The 17710-nt window shown below is 36.2% G+C and carries 21 protein-coding genes; 16 read left to right on the plus strand and 5 right to left on the minus strand.

Features of this window, described 5'->3' with window-relative positions:
• Positions 1 to 711 precede the first annotated feature (711 nt).
• Together IQ10_RS02240 and IQ10_RS18680 are read left to right on the plus strand one after the other, a co-directional pair.
• Positions 712 to 1341 (plus strand): hypothetical protein, encoded by a 630-nt coding sequence (locus IQ10_RS02240; protein ID WP_144448847.1) that lies wholly within the window; start codon positions 712 to 714, stop codon positions 1339 to 1341.
• Between the two features lie 68 nt (positions 1342 to 1409).
• Positions 1410 to 1568 (plus strand): TIGR03943 family putative permease subunit, encoded by a 159-nt coding sequence (locus tag IQ10_RS18680; protein ID WP_367613646.1) that lies wholly within the window; start codon positions 1410 to 1412, stop codon positions 1566 to 1568.
• On the opposite strand, the gene IQ10_RS02245 is transcribed toward IQ10_RS18680, so the two are convergent.
• Complete coding sequence (locus tag IQ10_RS02245) at positions 1565 to 2590, minus strand: GTP-binding protein (protein ID WP_144448848.1); 1026 nt, start codon at positions 2588 to 2590, stop codon at positions 1565 to 1567. The genes IQ10_RS18680 and IQ10_RS02245 overlap by 4 nt on opposite strands.
• Before the next feature lie 27 nt (positions 2591 to 2617).
• On the minus strand, positions 2618 to 2887 hold the full coding sequence (gene rpsN, locus IQ10_RS02250) for a 30S ribosomal protein S14 (protein ID WP_144448849.1): 270 nt from the start codon (positions 2885 to 2887) through the stop codon (positions 2618 to 2620).
• 431 nt (positions 2888 to 3318) lie between these two features.
• Here rpsN and IQ10_RS02255 point away from each other — a divergent pair, with 431 nt between their 5' ends.
• Positions 3319 to 4320 (plus strand): tRNA dihydrouridine synthase, encoded by a 1002-nt coding sequence (locus IQ10_RS02255; protein ID WP_144448850.1) that lies wholly within the window; start codon positions 3319 to 3321, stop codon positions 4318 to 4320.
• A gap of 258 nt (positions 4321 to 4578) precedes the next feature.
• Here IQ10_RS02255 and IQ10_RS02260 read toward each other — a convergent pair whose 3' ends face one another.
• Positions 4579 to 5028: an Lrp/AsnC family transcriptional regulator gene (locus tag IQ10_RS02260; RefSeq protein WP_144448851.1), complete on the minus strand. Its 450-nt coding sequence runs from the start codon at positions 5026 to 5028 to the stop codon at positions 4579 to 4581.
• Between the two features lie 123 nt (positions 5029 to 5151).
• Here IQ10_RS02260 and IQ10_RS02265 point away from each other — a divergent pair, with 123 nt between their 5' ends.
• The 12 genes from IQ10_RS02265 to IQ10_RS02320 all read left to right on the plus strand — a co-directional run bounded on the left by IQ10_RS02265 (position 5152) and on the right by IQ10_RS02320 (position 16030).
• Positions 5152 to 5559 carry a carboxymuconolactone decarboxylase family protein gene (locus IQ10_RS02265; protein ID WP_144448852.1) on the plus strand — a complete coding sequence of 136 codons (408 nt, stop codon included), beginning with the start codon at positions 5152 to 5154 and terminating at the stop codon, positions 5557 to 5559.
• A 327-nt stretch (positions 5560 to 5886) separates the two neighbouring features.
• The gene (locus tag IQ10_RS02270) at positions 5887 to 6804 is read left to right on the plus strand and encodes a cupin domain-containing protein (protein ID WP_144448853.1); all 918 of its coding nucleotides are present in this window, start codon (positions 5887 to 5889) and stop codon (positions 6802 to 6804) included.
• Positions 6805 to 7163: 359 nt separating this feature from the next.
• Positions 7164 to 7628 (plus strand): helix-hairpin-helix domain-containing protein, encoded by a 465-nt coding sequence (locus tag IQ10_RS02275; RefSeq protein WP_144448854.1) that lies wholly within the window; start codon positions 7164 to 7166, stop codon positions 7626 to 7628.
• Between the two features lie 554 nt (positions 7629 to 8182).
• Positions 8183 to 8533 (plus strand): ArsR/SmtB family transcription factor, encoded by a 351-nt coding sequence (locus IQ10_RS02280; protein WP_144448855.1) that lies wholly within the window; start codon positions 8183 to 8185, stop codon positions 8531 to 8533.
• 12 nt (positions 8534 to 8545) lie between these two features.
• Positions 8546 to 9841 carry an arsenic transporter gene (locus tag IQ10_RS02285; protein WP_144448856.1) on the plus strand — a complete coding sequence of 432 codons (1296 nt, stop codon included), beginning with the start codon at positions 8546 to 8548 and terminating at the stop codon, positions 9839 to 9841.
• 33 nt (positions 9842 to 9874) lie between these two features.
• The gene (gene arsC, locus IQ10_RS02290) at positions 9875 to 10294 is read left to right on the plus strand and encodes an arsenate reductase (thioredoxin) (protein ID WP_144448857.1); all 420 of its coding nucleotides are present in this window, start codon (positions 9875 to 9877) and stop codon (positions 10292 to 10294) included.
• Between the two features lie 92 nt (positions 10295 to 10386).
• Positions 10387 to 10746 (plus strand): arsenite efflux transporter metallochaperone ArsD, encoded by a 360-nt coding sequence (arsD, locus tag IQ10_RS02295; protein ID WP_144448858.1) that lies wholly within the window; start codon positions 10387 to 10389, stop codon positions 10744 to 10746.
• A 14-nt stretch (positions 10747 to 10760) separates the two neighbouring features.
• Positions 10761 to 12533 carry an arsenical pump-driving ATPase gene (gene arsA, locus IQ10_RS02300; RefSeq protein WP_199757367.1) on the plus strand — a complete coding sequence of 591 codons (1773 nt, stop codon included), beginning with the start codon at positions 10761 to 10763 and terminating at the stop codon, positions 12531 to 12533.
• An 83-nt stretch (positions 12534 to 12616) separates the two neighbouring features.
• Entirely contained in the window at positions 12617 to 13114 is a 498-nt protein-coding gene (locus IQ10_RS02305; RefSeq protein WP_242009663.1) for a GNAT family N-acetyltransferase, read from the plus strand.
• Positions 13115 to 13520: 406 nt separating this feature from the next.
• Positions 13521 to 13919: an IS200/IS605 family transposase gene (tnpA, locus tag IQ10_RS02310; RefSeq protein WP_144448859.1), complete on the plus strand. Its 399-nt coding sequence runs from the start codon at positions 13521 to 13523 to the stop codon at positions 13917 to 13919.
• Positions 13920 to 13930: 11 nt separating this feature from the next.
• The gene (locus tag IQ10_RS02315) at positions 13931 to 15043 is read left to right on the plus strand and encodes an RNA-guided endonuclease TnpB family protein (protein ID WP_144448860.1); all 1113 of its coding nucleotides are present in this window, start codon (positions 13931 to 13933) and stop codon (positions 15041 to 15043) included.
• 168 nt (positions 15044 to 15211) lie between these two features.
• On the plus strand, positions 15212 to 16030 hold the full coding sequence (locus IQ10_RS02320) for an STAS domain-containing protein (protein WP_144448861.1): 819 nt from the start codon (positions 15212 to 15214) through the stop codon (positions 16028 to 16030).
• 50 nt (positions 16031 to 16080) lie between these two features.
• Here the strand turns inward: IQ10_RS02320 and IQ10_RS02325 are convergent, their stop codons facing one another.
• Both IQ10_RS02325 and IQ10_RS02330 read right to left on the minus strand, forming a co-directional pair.
• Positions 16081 to 16452 carry a DUF4363 family protein gene (locus IQ10_RS02325; protein ID WP_144448862.1) on the minus strand — a complete coding sequence of 124 codons (372 nt, stop codon included), beginning with the start codon at positions 16450 to 16452 and terminating at the stop codon, positions 16081 to 16083.
• A gap of 14 nt (positions 16453 to 16466) precedes the next feature.
• Entirely contained in the window at positions 16467 to 17198 is a 732-nt protein-coding gene (locus tag IQ10_RS02330) for a DUF421 domain-containing protein (protein WP_199757368.1), read from the minus strand.
• Between the two features lie 220 nt (positions 17199 to 17418).
• Here IQ10_RS02330 and IQ10_RS02335 point away from each other — a divergent pair, with 220 nt between their 5' ends.
• On the plus strand, positions 17419 to 17682 hold the full coding sequence (locus IQ10_RS02335; RefSeq protein ID WP_144448863.1) for a hypothetical protein: 264 nt from the start codon (positions 17419 to 17421) through the stop codon (positions 17680 to 17682).
• Positions 17683 to 17710: the final 28 nt, after the last annotated feature.

The raw sequence follows: 17710 nt of genomic DNA on the forward strand, positions 1-17710 counted from the left end.
GTTTAAGTATAACATTTCATACTGTTAAGCAGTTGGCTGGGAAGTTTGGGAAACAGAAGAAGCACAACACGCCGAAACATTCGAAAAAACTGTCATCAGTGAAAACATGCAAGGAGCACCACTCTTATTTGCATTCACATAACGGGAGCCCATAGCTTTAATCATGAGAAAAGGAGGGGGTAGAATGATTATGGATTTACCAAAAATTATTACTTATACCATGATTGCTTACATTTCTATCTCAATTATTTTTGTACTATTATCGAAGGATGAACAATTTATAAAATTAGTTAAGTTTGTTTTAAGTTTATGTGCATCATGGTTATTAAGTTTTATAATAGTTTGGGTATTTTTTAATTTATTAATAGAAAATCAGATATCAGAGTTTGTTTTCGACATTTCAGTTTATTTTATACCTTACCTAGCTTTTATTTGCTTTCAATATTATATTTATTATCCGTAGAGTCTATCTTGATAAACAGTTTGTTACTTTAAGTTATTCTTGAAATACTCCATGATTGTTCTTCTTGAACCTTTCTGAATATCTTGTTCGGTCCAGCTGTGAGGATAAGGTTCCTTTCCATAGACTTCTAAAAGTTTTGACTTTAGTTTCAGTTGATGTAGTATGATTTTTCTTATTAACTTAAATACATAGTAAATAGGTTGTAATTTATTTAAGTTGGAGATTCATATTTTAGGAGGATAAATATAATGATATTTAAAAAACTTTTCTTAGCTTTTATTTTTACAATTATTTCATTGCATGTAACTGGCTGTGGTATGGGAGCTTCTCCAAATGGAAGTGAACAGGACATAAATTCTGAAACGCCAGAACAAAATGAACAAGACTTGTCATCTCATCCTTCACATGACCTTCCTTTCCATGAGCTAATAAATAAAATCATTGAGGATGGACATAAAATTGCTTTAGTTGGAGATTCAGAAAAATATAATCCTCCTTCAAAATTTCAAAACTCTGTAGAAAATATCGATATTGAAAACATAACATCCGAAGATTACCTTGCTATTTTTTTTATGTCTGATCAATTGCAGCATTTAGATAATTCAGATGTATTAGAACTAGTAGAAAGCGGAACTAGTGTTTTTTTCGAGAGAGAACCATTCTCAATAGAGAAATTAATGAAATGGATAGAAAATAAGGAAATCCCCGCTGAAATGGCTGAAATGGGGGAAAGTAGAAAGGATGAAGATATCGTATACGTATCCCTAGATGCAGAAGAGGGAATTATTATTTATGGTGCAATGGTATTATCCGAAGATGAGTCTGAAAGGTTAACCGATTTATATGAACAGATACTATATGCTAGTTATAAGTACTAAAAATAAGATGAATGTAGTAACTGAGATGAAACTTTCACAATATCACAAATTCAATTTATTTTTTAAATATAGAAGACGGTGCCGCTCATGGCATGAAGGAAAATGAATGGGTCAAAGTAAAAGGGAAGTTGAATGTCAAAAAGTCAGACGGTTTTAAAATACCGACTATTCAGCTTGAAAGCGGGGAAAGAATTCAACCCCCACTAGACCCTTATATTTATCTTTAACCTAGATACCGAGTGTTTTCCGGTATATGAAGGCAGAAATCTAAACAATTCTTAAGATGTACGCGGTCAAGTTCTGCACCAATAAAAAGAAACTCGGATAAAACGCCGTCTAAGGGCAATAAATCAACCTCATAGGTATTAACTTGAACGGAAGAACCAACTTGCGAGATAATATAGCTCTCTTTTAACGATGGGTTATAACATGTTCCTTTCATCCGGAAGACTTCATTAGGAAGTTTGGAAAAAAATTGTTCCAACTTAGGAAAATCAACTGGATATATGCTTTTGAACACATACGTGTCAATACCATAATGGCCAATAATCGGAATATCATTTCTCGACTCAAACAAATCTACCTGCTGTGTATAGAGATAGGAGGCTCCTTTTAATTCAAAGGTGGTCTCTCTTTTTTCATGTTCCCAACAAAAATCATCGATTCTTTTTATCGTTGATGTTGGAACGAGCGTTTGAATAAAAGTAGTGAGCTCACCTTGCTCTTCAAATGAGAGGCTATCGCTATTAGAAAGTACGACTGTTTGAGCCATCTCTAGTTGGCTCATGAGCGTTTCCCCGAGTGTGTATATTATTCTTTCTTTAGTCTCAGAGCATGTAAATTGTATTTCGTGTTCTGAAAAGTACGCAGACCAAAATTCATCTGCACCGATGACGTGAATATGTGAGTGAAGATACATGCTTGTATTCGATACAAGAGAATCAAGCAGATACGATACATCTGTAAATGGATAAATATCTAGTACGATTTCGTCAATATCACACTGCGGTTGTTGCTCTATCCATGTGTCCAGATTGGAAAGCGTGACCTCTGCATCATGAACAGCTGTTCCAATAAAGCTTGTCATTGGAAGGGGTTCTTCTTCGTTTTTAATAAATGTAAACGAGGTATCATGATAAAGAACCTTTAGTCGTTTATTACCATCATTTGAGTACACTTTCTTTAGTAATTCATTTTTACCTTTTAAAGAAAAACCTGTCACTATCGTTAAAGGTATTTGCTTTTCCAATCTTTCCACATCCTTTCCGTTACTTTCTTACCAGCTTGATTTTTTTACGCCTGGGATCTGCCCTTTGTGAGCCATTTCTCTAAAGGCAATTCGTGAAAGCCTAAATTTACGCAGAACACCGCGAGGTCTGCCAGTATGTTCGCATCTTCGCGTTAACCGGGCAGGGGCAGAATCTCTAGGAAGCTTACTTAATCCTATGTAATCACCCTTCGCTTTTAGTTCTCTTCTTTTTTCAGCATAGCGAGCGACAAGCTCTTGACGTTTTTTTTCTTTTGCCACTTTTGATTTTTTTGCCATGTTTAACCCTCCTCAAGTTAGATAAACGTAATCATTACGATTTATATCATAAAACAAATCAAGAGTGAAGTAAAGGAAGAGATAAGACGGCGATGGTTTATATGATAGTAAAACTGAATTGACCACGTTTTCTCTGTGGAGTTAAAATAGATTAGGTGTAAAGGTGTTGAAATTAGAAGTGATTGTAGAAGTTCATCAATTGAAACGACAGGTTGCCACATACGCTTGGCACATGTTGACTGAGTGATGGATTTGGAATGAAAGATGTCTAACTAAACATACTCTTGCTAGTTAAAATAAACATTTCTGATCAGTTTGATAAAAAGGGCTTAGGCATGGTATAAGTGTAAAAAGAAACAGAAACATTTTGGTTTTAATTTTGGGATAAGGGTTTGACTGGTGTCCCATCATGAAAGGATTTGAATTTGAATATGATAGATAATTTTTGGCGTGATTTACCACGACCTTTTTTTATACTCGCACCAATGGAAGATGTGACGGATGTTGTTTTTCGCCATGTAGTGAGTGAGGCAGCCAGACCCGATGTGTTTTTTACAGAGTTTACAAACAGTGAGAGTTATTGTCACCCAGAGGGAAAGCAAAGTGTTCGCGGGCGCTTGACTTTTACAGAGGATGAACAACCAATTGTAGCCCATATATGGGGAGATAGGCCTGAAAACTTTCGGCAAATGAGTATTGGTATGGAGAAACTTGGGTTTAGGGGTGTGGATATCAATATGGGCTGTCCTGTACCCAATGTGGCACAGCAAGGGAAGGGAAGTGGCCTTATCCGTCGTCCGGAAGTTGCAGCAGATTTAATACAAGCAGCAAAAGCAGGCGGATTGCCCGTAAGTGTAAAGACAAGGCTTGGTTACACGGATGTAGATGAATGGCACGAATGGCTGACGCACATATTGGAACAAGATGTTGCGAATCTTTCCATTCATCTGCGGACAAGAGAGGAGATGAGTAAAGTAGATGCTCATTGGGAGCTGATCCCAGAGATTAAGAAACTTCGTGATCGTGTGGCACCAGATACACTCTTGACAATCAACGGGGACATTCCTGATCGTCAAACTGGCTTGAAGCTTGTTGATCAATATGGTGTTGATGGGGTTATGATCGGTCGTGGTATTTTCCATAATCCATTTGCCTTCGAAAAAGAGCCGAAAGATCATAGCAGTAAGGAATTACTTGATCTTTTACGATTGCATTTAGATCTCCATGATAAATATGCAGAATTAGAGCTACGTCCGTTTAAGACTGCTCTTCATCGCTTTTTTAAGATATATGTTAAAGGATTTCGAGGGGCAAGTGAATTGAGAAATCAACTAATGATCACAGAGTCACCAGATCAAGTGCGTGAATTGCTCGATAACTTTGAAGCAAAGAATCTTGATGGAATGGGGAACAGTAGAAGTGTCCCAATGTAAGGTAAAAGCGAAGTAGAACGTTAAACGGGTGTGCCCTCAAATTTAGAGCAAATAACGGAATGAGGATCCGCCAAATTAATAGAGTGGATTCTCATGCCGTTAAAGGATTAAAAACCGTTGCATAGGTTAAGTGTGTGAACAGATACACTTAAAGTAATGGGGCGTTCCTTACATAAGAAACGCAACTTTTTGGGGATATTGAAAAGGAAATTAATATTAAAATAGAGGACAGTTTAGTGTAACAATCTCTCTATATTTTCATGAGAAGATAGCTCCGTTAATTTGTGGCTCTATGGGTACTTGTGAAAAAATAAAATGTGTGACCGTTTGTGCGTAGGGGTTTACCTCTTCTATAAATTGCTCCGCTTTTGAAAAGGTATCAAAGTGCATTTTAAGCATATAACATGCATTACCTGCTACACGATAACAAAATTGCACGTTTGGGAACTTTTGAATAAAATTTTTAAAAGCCTTGTAATCACCGTTTTTAACGGTAGCCTCTATTATACATTGAATAGGCAGCCCTAACTTCTCATAATCAATTTCCAATGTGTATTTCTTGATAATGCCAAAGGACTCCATTTGCCTTACTCGTTCTGTTACAGAAGGAGAAGATAAATTAACCCTCCTCCCAATCTCACTCATGGATAGACGACTATTAATATGTAATTCATCTAATATCATTCTATCAATATCATCAATTTTCATTTTTAAATGATTTCTCCTTTTATACATTAATTATTTAATGTTTTAGTGATTTTTTTGTTATTTTCATTATGTGATTTCTATATTTTGTTATCTATAATTAAATATACAAAAGGGGGATTTAAAATGGCAAGAATTAAGGAATCTATTTTTGGAGATACACCCTTTCAACGACTTTTAGGACACAATGTAGAAGTAATGCAAGGATGGTCCTATTTGGGAACTGTATTAGAAAGAGAAGGTTTCCTCTCTCCTGAATTGAAAGAGCAAGTTAGAAGAACGTTAGCTCAAAGTAATGGTTGTGAGTACTGTAAAGCGAAAGGTAAACCTGAATTTAATAAATTCGACGAAAAAACCTCTATTGCAGTTGCGTTTGCGGAGGTCTTCTTAAAACAAAAGGGTGAAATATCAGACTCATCTTTTGAAATTTTGCAGGAATACATGACTGAGGAAGAAGTTAGTGAACTTTGTGCATTTATTTCTTTCACTACCGCTTCACAATACTTTGGAGCAATGATGAAATTAGAAAGGTGAAGGAATTAACAATAGGTTTATAAACGTTTTTATGCAAGTGAGTGGGAATTTCAATTCTTCTTGTTCAAGTAAAGGGCGCGTTAGTGAAAAAATGTTAATAACAGAAAGAATGACATGAAATGGATATACTGTTTTTCATTTTAAATTAATGATAATTGGTTTCATATTTTTCATTTCAAATAATTCTCCTGAACTTTTTGAGTAATTAACTTGAGGTGTTAACGTTAACGAGGTAGCATTCGGGTTTAATGAATAATACATTCGAAGTACATTCTCTACACATAGGCATATGATAAATGTGATAAACCTCTGAAGGGAATGAGCAGCATGTATTATTCTCAAACGTATCCATATCCTTATTACGCTAATGGTAGCACACCAATATATTATCACCAAGACATTATGGCAAGAAATCACCACGGACAGGATCAACAAATATTGGAAGCGATCCTTGAAGGAATAAAAAGAGAGGCGTCAGCGATTGAACTTTATCGGCGATTAGCAAATGCAGCGCCAAATCAAAAGCATAGAAATGACATTCATCATGCTTTAGAACAAAAACAAGCTCATCTGACACAATTTACGAATCTTTATATGAACCTTACTGGAAGCGAGCCCAAGTATGAAATCGATCATATTCCTTTTTATCGTTATAGTGAGGGATTGCAAAAAGCTTATGAAGCAGAAGTAGAGGGATATGAACACTATCAAAAGAGTAGTGTACTTACTCAGCACCCGCAAATTCGGAATGTCTTTTTATGGGCCTTAACAGGTGAACAAGAGAATGCTGCACGATTTGGCTTCTTAAATGAGGAAGTGTTAAATCGATTAAGGGACTATGGATCACAACCGTTTGTCGTTAATATTAATGAAGCTACTAAACAAAACAATACGTACCGTACTGCTTTATGGACAGGAAGTCATTTGCAAGTGACCTTAATGAGTATCAATGTTGGAGAAGACATCGGCTTAGAAATTCATCCGACAGTTGATCAATTCCTCCGTATTGAGGAAGGGCAAGGACTTGTTCAAATGGGTGATCGTAAAGATAGATTAGATTTTGAAGCAAATGTCTATGATGACTATGCGATCATGGTACCTGCTGGAACATGGCATAACGTAACCAATACGGGTAATAAACCACTTAAACTTTACTCGATCTATGCCCCGCCTGAGCATCCATTTGGAACAGTTCATAAAACAAAAGCAATGGCTATGGCTGCTGAAGGAGCTCACCATGACTAATGAATCAAATTAATAATGATATAAAATTGAAGAAGAGCATATGGTTTTATGTAACCTCTTTTTTGCAGGTTTAACTATTTTGGAATTTCTAAATCATTCAATTGTATGTTCCTCTCAGAAATTAGTCGGAAATTTTGAGAGGATTCTCTCAAAACGAGTCGCAAGCATATTGCAGGCTCGTTTTGTTTGCTAATAAATTAAAAAAGCTGAATGACTGATTAAAGCAAACAGTTAATGTCAGCTTTTTTGTTATGCAGTATGATGAGAATATGTGAAAAATGTTCGATCATTCATTTACTTGCGAACGTATAGTTGTTTATACTTTAAGTTGATATCATAAATAGGACGGAGATGTATTTTTGAGTTCAAGTTATAATCCAAAGTTACCATTAACAAAAGCAGAAAGAGATTCCTTAAGAAAGTTCAAAATTAAAATTCGGGATATCTATCATTTAGATCTAGAATATTTATCGGAAATTTTAGATGTAACACTAGAAAGAGCAAATATCATAAGAGGTTTAGCGATTTTCCAATATGTACCATCAATTGGACAAAAGTTAGCTGAAAAATTAGTTTATCATCTTCAAATTTATTCTTTAGATGATATAAAGGGTAAAGATGGAGCAGAACTGTTCGATCAGTTAGAGGAGACTCTTGGTGTTTGGATAGATGGATCTGTAGAAGACCAAATACGGTGTGTCATTAGTTTTGCTCATTCTTCAAATGGTGATAAACAGTGGTTTGATTTTACCGAAGAACGAAAAGAATATCGTAAAAAGAAAGGCTATCCCAAGTCAAGACCGACGAAAGCTTGGTATGAATGAATGGGATAGTAAGGTCATTTTCAGAAAGAGCTGAATGTAGCTCTTTTTTATTTTGTCATTCTTGTATAGTCAAATGTATATCGATGACGTGTAGATTGTGAAGAATTGTACTAAACTAATCGAACATATTTAAATGGTGTAAAGAGCTCATATCATAGAAAAAAGACGCCCAATAGGACGTCTTTTTATGCGTATTGCGGCGAGAGACAGCACTCCACATAGTGCATTGCCCAAAGGCGCGTCAATCTCGTCTTATGCAAATGCTCATCGCTAGAGTAGTATACCACTGTTTATGTTGAAAGAAAAGTTGAATGTATGTTAAGTTCAAAAATCTTGTGGACGTAAGATTTAAGATTGGAATAATGACGGAGCGTTAACAAAAACAATTTTAAAAATCGAAAACGGATATCATAATAGACTAGGTACGAGGAATGAAAAAAGAATGATAATCAATTGACCATATAAGCATATGATGATATGATTCTGACAGTTGAGAATCTATATAAGTAAATAATAATATAGTTTATTATCATCAGATAGGGGTGAGATAAAAAATGACGGTACAAACAACACAAGTTGAGCTTGAAAAAGCAAGTATGGTTCTAAAATTATTAGGCGACAAAACGAGATTGTCTATGCTGAAGCTTTTACAGAAAAATGAATGCTGTGTGTGTGAGTTTGTTGCAATTTTCAACATTAGCCAATCGGCTATTAGTCAGCATCTTCGCAAGCTAAGGGATGTTGGTTTGGTCAGAGAAAATCGAAAAGGACAGTGGATTTTTTATTCGTTAAATCAGAATAGTGATGTGTATGAAATGGTCCAAAACATCCTTGAATTTATTCCTAATCAGGATGAGCGAATTACCGAGTTAGAGAAACAAGGATTAAGAATTATTTGTGAATAGTGAGGAAATTATATGACATCAGTAGTTTTGGCATCTTTGATTTTCCTTATCACGCTGATTTTCGTTATTTGGCAACCTAAAACTCTATCGATTGGATGGTCTGCTATTGGTGGTGCAATACTAGCATTGCTAGTCGGTGTGGTTGATTTTCAAGATGTAATAACAGTAACAGGAATCGTATGGAATGCGACACTCGCGTTCATTGCTATTATTATCATTTCTTTAATTTTAGATGAAATCGGGTTCTTTGAATGGTCTGCTCTTCATATGGCACGAGCAGCTAAAGGCAACGGGTTACGCATGTTTGTGTATGTGAGTATTTTAGGAGCATTAGTTGCTGCCTTTTTCGCAAATGATGGAGCTGCATTAATCCTAACCCCGATCGTCCTTGCGATGGTTCGAAACTTAAATTTTGAAGAAAAGATGGTTTTCCCATTTATTATTGCGAGTGGATTTATCGCTGATACGACTTCCTTACCCTTAGTAGTCAGTAACTTAGTTAATATTGTATCAGCTGACTTTTTCGGTATTGGGTTTGTTGAATATGCGTCTAGAATGATCGTTCCAAACTTCTTTTCTTTGGGAGCGAGTATCTTGGTTTTATATCTTTTCTTTCGTAAAAGCATTCCAAAGAATTATGAGATGGCCGATCTGAAAGCGCCTAGAGAAGCGATTAAAGATCAGAAAATGTTTCGTTTATCATGGGTTGTACTAGCTTTTCTTTTAATAGGTTATTTGGTCAGTGAATCCTTACACCTCCCAGTATCAGTTGTTGCAGGAGTCGTAGCAATTTTCTTTTTAATCATGGCTCAAAGAAGTACAGCCGTTGAAACGAAACAAGTCATAAAAGGGGCACCTTGGGCGATTGTTTTCTTTTCAATTGGGATGTATGTCGTCGTCTATGGTTTGCAAAATGTAGGCTTAACAGCTGTTTTAGGAGATCTCATTCAAGCGGCGGCCGATCAAGGGTTATTTGTTGCAACGATTTCAATGGGATTCATTGCTGCTATCCTTTCTTCAGTTATGAATAATATGCCGACTGTTATGATTAATGCCCTTGCGATTGCCGAGACAAGCACTTCTGGAAGTATCCGAGAAGCGTTAATCTATGCAAACGTGATTGGCGCTGATTTGGGTCCGAAGATCACACCAATTGGGTCTCTTGCTACATTATTATGGCTCCATGTGTTAAGTCAAAAGGGTGTCAAAATATCGTGGGGTACCTACTTTAAAACAGGAATTATTTTAACGATTCCAACCCTACTCATTACATTAATTGGCCTTTATGTATGGCTTTTAATTATATAATCTATTACTTTACAGCAAAAGGAGATCACAACAATGTCTAAAAAAACACTTTATTTCTTATGTACGGGTAACTCATGTAGAAGTCAAATGGCTGAAGGTTGGGCGAAAAAGCATTTAGGTGATGACTGGCAAGTATATAGTGCTGGTATCGAAGCACATGGGTTAAACCCGAATGCAGTAAAAGCAATGAAAGAAGCAGGAATTGATATATCAAAACAAACATCTGATATGATTGATCCAGACATTTTGAATAATGCTGATTTAGTTGTGACGTTATGCGGTGATGCAGCTGATAAATGTCCAATGACGCCTCCACACGTGAAACGTGAGCATTGGGGTTTTGATGATCCTGCTAAAGCGGAAGGAACAGAAGAAGAAAAATGGGCTTTCTTTCAACGCGTTCGTGATGAAATTGGAGAACGTATTAAACGTTTTGCAGAAACAGGAGAGTAACATACACAGATAAGTCGAGAGAAGATCCTCTCGACTTATCTTATATTTAGTATATAAGCATATGATGATTTAATTTAAAGGGGATGATACACATGACGAAAGTAGAAATATTTGATCCTGCATTATGTTGTCCAACGGGTGTATGTGGGCCGAGCGTTGATCCAGAATTAACAAGAGTTGCTTCATCTATATTTTTCATTGAAAAAAAGGGACTTGATATTAAACGGTATAACCTGGGGACCGAACCTAGTATGTTCGTTGAGAATGAAAAGGTCAATCAACTTCTTCACGAAAAAGGAACAGAGGCTCTACCTATCATTATGGTGAATGGGGAAGTGGTCAAGATTGGTGAATATCCAACAAATGCTGAGTTTGCAACATGGTTTGGAATGGAAGAAGAAAGCTTAAAAGCAGAGAAGTCTAAAAACCGATTAGATGTCGAATTTAAATAAATAGGAGGATCAGCATGATGCAACGTTTTAACCCCAAATTGGTCCAAACGACGCCTTATCTATTCTTTACAGGAAAAGGAGGCGTAGGGAAAACATCAACAGCTTGTGCAACGGCCGTTACTCTTGCAGATGAAGGAAAAAAAGTGCTGTTGGTCAGTACCGATCCAGCTTCCAATCTTCAAGATGTATTCGATATGGAATTTAGAAATCAACCTCTACTTGTTAAAAAAATCGATGGATTGTATGCGTGTAATTTAGATCCTGAACAAGCGGCAAAATCGTACCGCGACAAAGTGATCGGACCTTATCGTGGGAAGTTGCCAGATACAGTTGTGGATCAAATGGAAGAGCAACTATCTGGAGCTTGTACAGTAGAAATTGCAGCGTTTGATGAGTTCACAAATTTATTAGCGAACAAAGAGCTTATAAATGATTTTGATCACATTATTTTTGATACGGCTCCAACAGGCCATACATTGCGCCTATTACAACTGCCAAGTGCTTGGACTGGATTTTTAGAAGAAAGCTCGCACGGTGCATCTTGTTTGGGTCCATTATCAGGGCTTGGCGCAAAGAAAGAATTGTATGCGAAGACAGTGGAAGCTCTTTCTGATCCTAGTCAAACAAAGGTGATTCTTGTTGCGAGACCAGACACTGCCACTTTTTATGAAGCAAAGAGAGCTGCAAATGAACTTAAAGAAATAGGCATTGAAAATCAATGTCTGATTATTAATGGAGTCCTTCAAAAGGGTTCAAACAAAGACACGATTTCAGATGCTTTTTATTGTCGCCAACAAAATGCATTAAAAGAGTTACCTTCTAGTTTAAAGCAGTTAGAGACGTATACATTGCCATATGTATCGTATTCTCTGGTTGGTGCTGAGAGTCTTCGCTATCTCTTTAAGTCAAAAACGTTACCGATTGCATTCGAAGAAACAGTTGAGTTGCATGATAACGAATTATTGAACATGAAGGAAACGATTGATGATTTGTATGAACAAAACACACGCGTTATTTTTACGATGGGCAAAGGTGGAGTTGGCAAAACAACGATTGCTTCTCTTATTGCTGTGGGATTAGTAGAAAAAGGGCAAAAAGTACATTTAACGACAACAGACCCAGCTGCTCACTTAGAGCTTCTTTTTCAAGATGAGCAAGTTGAAGGTCAATTAACGATTAGTCGAATTGATCCAACGGCTGAAGTTGCTAAGTACAAAGAAGAAGTTCTTTCAAATGCTCGTGGAGAATTAGATGAAGATGCTCTTGTGTATTTGGAAGAAGACTTAAATTCCCCTTGTACTGAAGAAATTGCTGTTTTCCGTGCATTTGCTGAAGTAGTGGAACGATCAAAAGAAGAAGTAGTTGTGATCGACACAGCTCCTACGGGTCATACACTATTATTGCTTGATGCGGCCCAATCGTATCAAAAAGAATTAACGAGGTCGACAGGAGAAGTGCCTGAAAGTGTTCGCAATTTACTTCCGCGTCTCCGTAATTCAGAGGAGACAAGTGTCTTAATTGTCACTCTTGCCGAGGCAACGCCAGTCTATGAAGCAACAAGACTGCAAGAGGATTTAAAACGAGCAGGAATTGATCCAAAATCATGGATTATCAATCAAAGCTTGTATGGAACAAATACGGAAGATCAAATATTAAGCGTAAAAGCAAAGAGCGAAAAGGTATGGATAAAAAAAGTTAGTGAGGAACTTGCTGGTCATACCACGATTATTCCATGGCAACCAGAAGAAACGCTTGGCTATAAAAAAATGAAAGAATTGATTTTATAACCCTTTTAGGTGAATTGAAATCACCTGTAATATAATAAATAATAGGATTATCTTGAGGAGTAACTGTTAAGGGAGTGGACAGAGTGGAGTATTCGATTCGAGAAATGAAAGAAGAGGATTGGGAGCAAGTTGCATGTATTTACAAGGCGGGCATTGCTACACAAAATGCTACATTTGAAACCAAAGTACCTACATATGCAGATTGGATGAAACGGACACATGCAAAGTGTTGCATCGTTGCTGACGATGGATCTACTATACTCGGATGGAGCAAAATTTCTCCAGTATCTGATCGAGCCGTATACGCTGGTGTTGGTGAAGTTAGTGTCTATGTCCATCCCGAGGCCAAAGGGAAAGGGGTAGGAGATAGCCTTCTTAAGGCATTAATTGTGGTTTCGGAACAACAAGGATATTGGACCTTGCAATCAGGGATATTTCCAGAGAATATATCCAGTATCCATTTACATAAAAAGAATGGATTTAGAGAAGTTGGTCGCCGTGAGCGAATTGGGAAAATGAATGGAGTGTGGCGTGATACTCTTTTTTTTGAAAGACGAAGTAATATGATTGGAATTGATTAAAATTTTAAACAAATCCGGCAGAATCGAAAAGCCCTTTTTCTTTGAATGAAAAGGGCTTTATTTATGTGAGATCGAATGTTTCTTTATCTCATTTTTTCATTTTTAAAGTCTTTTGAAATAAACGACGATATGACAGATACAGGAAGTGATAAAAATAAGGAAAGACGTTGATTGTGAAATAAGGATTAAAAAAAGATTATGTTTCGGTTAGTAGCCTAACAGACATAATCTTTTTTGTGACTCATTAGTAATTTATTTCCATGTCCTGTTCTTCATTTTAACGTATTTCCGAAAGAAGACTCCCTCTTCAAGCGTGCGAAGGGCAACAGCCCAAAGGATTTTAGTTTTGTCTTTTTTTCTCAAAGTGGTATAATCAGTATTATAAAGTATAAGGACTGATATAACAGTGAAATTAGATAGTAATAATCATTCAGTGTTCTTGATGTATTACCATCTTGTGTTGGTAGTGAAGTATAGAAGGAAAGTGATAGATGATACTATTTCAGACTTTGCCAAAGATAAATTTGTATCGTTGAGTGAGAAATATAATATTGCATTAGTTGAATGGAATCACGATGTTGACCATGTTCATATTTTGTTCAAAGCACAACCAAATAGTGAATTATCGAAATTCATCAATGCCTATAAAAGTGCCAGTTCAAGACTTATCAAGAAGGATTTTCCTCATGTGCGTAAAAAGTTATGGAAAGAAATGTTTTGGTCAAGAAGTTTTTGTTTGTTGACGACTGGTGGTTCGCCTATTGAAGTGGTGAAAAAATATATCGAAAATCAAGGGATAAAGTGAGGTGATTTGATATGACTAAACAAAATAAAGCGTACAAGTTCAGGTTGTATCCAACAGATGAACAGAAATTAATGATACACAAAACCTTTGGGTGCGTTCGCTTTGTCTATAACAAAATGTTAGCAGAACGAAAAGAAACGTATGAATTACTGAAAGATGATAAAGATGCACTGAAAAAGGTAAAACATCCGACTCCTGCCAAGTACAAAAAAGAGTATGAATGGCTAAAAGAAGTAGATTCTTTAGCGTTAGCAAACGCACAACTAAACTTGGATAAGGCTTATCAAGCATTCTTCAAAAGGAATGCCAAATTCCCAAAATTCAAAAGCAAACGCCATAAACAAAGCTACACAACAAATGTCGTAAACGGGAATATTCAGTTGTTAGATGGTCATATCAAATTACCTAAATTGAAAATGGTAAAAATCAAGCAACATAGAACAATCCCTTCTGAACAAAAAATCAAATCGTGTACCCTGTCTATGACTGCATCAGGAAAATACTATCTTTCTATTTTGGCAGAGTATGAGAAGGAGATTGAAACCAAAGCAATCAAAAAAGTAGTTGGGTTAGATTTTGCAATGGATGGGCTGTTTGTTGATAGCGAGGGTGAGAAAGCCAATTACCCTAAGTTTTATCGACAAATGCTTGAGAAATTAGCAAAAGAACAACGTAAACTTTCTCGTAAAAAGAAAGGTTCTTCGAATTGGAATAAACAACGTATTCGAGTAGCGAAAATTCAAGAGAAAGTTGCTTATCAACGCAAAAACTTTCTTCACCATAAATCGAAAGAATTAGCAACGAATTATGATGCTGTTGCGATTGAAGATTTAGATATGAAAGGTATGTCACAAGCGCTAAAGTTTGGCAAAAGTGTCGCTGATAACGGATGGGGAATGTTCACTTCTTTCTTACTGTACAAACTAAAAGAACAAGGGAAACAACTTGTCAAAATAGATAAATGGTTTCCATCAACAAAAACTTGCTCGTATTGTGGTTTAGTTAGAGAAGTAACGTTATCAGAACGTACTTACCAATGCTCTTGTAGTCTAAAACTTGATAGAGATTATAACTCTGCAATCAACATCAAGAAAGAAGGCATACGCTTATTAGCGATTGCCTAACAAAATAAACTCTTGGAACAAGAGGGTTAGCTTGGTCGATTTCGTCAGCTAGTAAAAGTGGTGACTACCCAAGAAGCCCCCACTTCAAGCAACCCGCAAGGGGGTAAGTGGTGGGAGTAGTTCACGTTATAATAACTTAAAAATATAGAAAAAAGGTGTGGACTATAGATGACGTCGATTTTCAACTCTGCTCACTACTTAAGCGAACATGCAGAATCTCTGGCTGTTGAAATTGTTGAAGGTGTCCTTTACACAATGAAAATAGACATTCCTGAACGTGAAAAAGAACAAGCAATTACGATGTATATAGAACTGATGAAAAGTTTAGGGAAATCACTTCTTGATGGAGATCAAGAAAGAGTGCCCGAAAGTTTGATTGAATGGAGTAAAAAGAACGCGGAAGGACAAGTTTCATCAGGAGGGAACATTTCAGAAATTGTTGTTCGTTATCCAACAACGAGGGACATCCTTACTGACCTTTTAACGAGAATTAGTATCGAGCTTGGGCTTTCTTTAGAAGAAAATGCCTTTCTTATCAAAAGGATAAACGCAATACTGGACATTAGTCTCAATGAAACAGTGTTCGCATTCGAACGCCTTTCAGATAAATTTAAAGATGAGGCGAAAAGGGAAATGGCTGAACTGTCAGCTCCTCTTGTACCGATTAAAGAAGGAATTGCTGTTCTTCCTTTGATTGGTGAGATCGATTCTTATCGGGCAACATTTATCTTAGAGAACGTTGTGCCCAAAACGGTTGAACTACAGTTAAGATATCTTATTGCTGACTTTTCAGGAATACTGAATCTTGATATCGAAATTGCACGTTACTTGCATCAAATAGGAAATATGCTTCGGTTACTAGGAATAGATGTCGTTGTAACAGGTCTACGCCCTGAATTAGCTCAAACAGTTGTAAATAGTGGCATTGATATGACCTTTTTTAAGACGTTTGCAAATGTGAAGCATGCATTAGAGAGGATTCAGTAATGTGAGATAGCATCACTTTTTGAAGAAGTGGTGCTTTTTCAATTTAGTCGTTATTTCCCTAAATCATCCCACAATTCATAAAAAAAATAGATTTCCTCCATTACGGCTTGATCATCCTTTATCTCAATCCCACCTTTTATTCGAGCCAATGCTCCACTGATATCAATTATGTAATCTCGTTCGACACTAAATTGAATACGATCGACAATCTTGTTCCATGCTGTATGTGCATACGTGATCTCTTCTTTAGCTGCTTCCCAATGTTTATGTTGAATGTCCATTTCTAAATTGTTTATCGATGTTAATAAACGATCATCCTCGCCAAACGATTGTTTTAACCAACCTCCACTTGTCATCATTCCAACACTTAATAGAAGAAAGGCGATAGGAATTACATAAATGAGCCATTTTCTTATGTTCAAGTTATTCACCTCATTTAAAATTGGTTATCGTAATCATTTATATCTGATTCTTTACCAATATGATCTTCAAACGTATCTACATATAACTGTCCATTCGGTAATATAGCTGAAAAGGAAATCTCTTTTATATTCTTAATACCTTTCGCTTTTAGCTGAAGGTCAAGCCACTGTCTATCTTTTTGTCGTTGTGTTAAATTTTTCTCTAATAAAACCCCGTCAATGATAAGTTCTGTTGTAAGTCCAGCAGGCTGAACTGGAATATGTAAATCTTTTGGAGTGGCTGGTTGGTATTCAGATTTGGGGAGGACGGAAAGAACGCCATTTGGCTCCATAATGGCAAATTCGACTTGGGTTGGATCAAAAATATTTTTTTCCCTGAGCAGCATCATCAGTTCGTCTTTTGTTAGCTTTGATTTTTTTAAATTTTTCTCTAAAAATTTTGCGTTTTGCATAACAATTGCAGGCTCTCCGTCAATGATTTTAGAAAAGTAACGATTTTTTAAATCTGTAAACTGAATCCCAAATACGATGACAACATAAACTGTCAGACCGAGCCAATGAATCCATGCTTTAGAAGAAAGGTCAGTTGCCAAGGTACCTGCCATTGATCCAATCGTAATTCCGTTAATATAATCAAAATAAGTTAAATTACCCATTTGTTGTTTTCCTAAAAGGCGTGTGTAAAGTAGTAATGTGAAAAAAGAAATTAAGGCACGTACAATAACAACGAGTGATTCATCCATCATCGTGTGCTGTCTCCTTCATGCTCACTAAGTGTCCAAGATATTAAGATTAAGCATATATAGTATAAGAAGAGAAATGAATTTTATGTAAGTGTGGAAAGACTGGCTAGTATTTTGAGCGAGGCGCAGAAAAAAATTTTTAAACAGGATAGAAACAAGGAGAAGGAAGAATGATAGTAACTATTTAAGAAATTCAACCGTATAAACATATAAGGGTGAAAGCATGAAGCTAGAAGGAAGCATGATCTCTGGAGAATTTGATGAGCAAAAAAACGAATTTGTCTTGCAACAAGTTAAGCATTTTTCCACTGAATCAATACTTAATGAAAATCAATTAAACACTATTTACGATTACTTGAATAAACACAAACTTGAAGGTAATGGACAAGTGCTTACTTTGTATGATCAAATGCCTGTGCTTTTAAGCCAAAAGGAAATAAATGATTTCATAAGTGATTTAGATAAAATAAGGCGATTGTATCATTAATAACCATAAAAAATGTTTATCTATTCTA

It is taken from the genome of Halalkalibacter nanhaiisediminis (assembly GCF_007830185.1).
GTDB classification, from domain to species: Bacteria; Bacillota; Bacilli; order Bacillales; family Bacillaceae_D; genus Halalkalibacter; species Halalkalibacter nanhaiisediminis.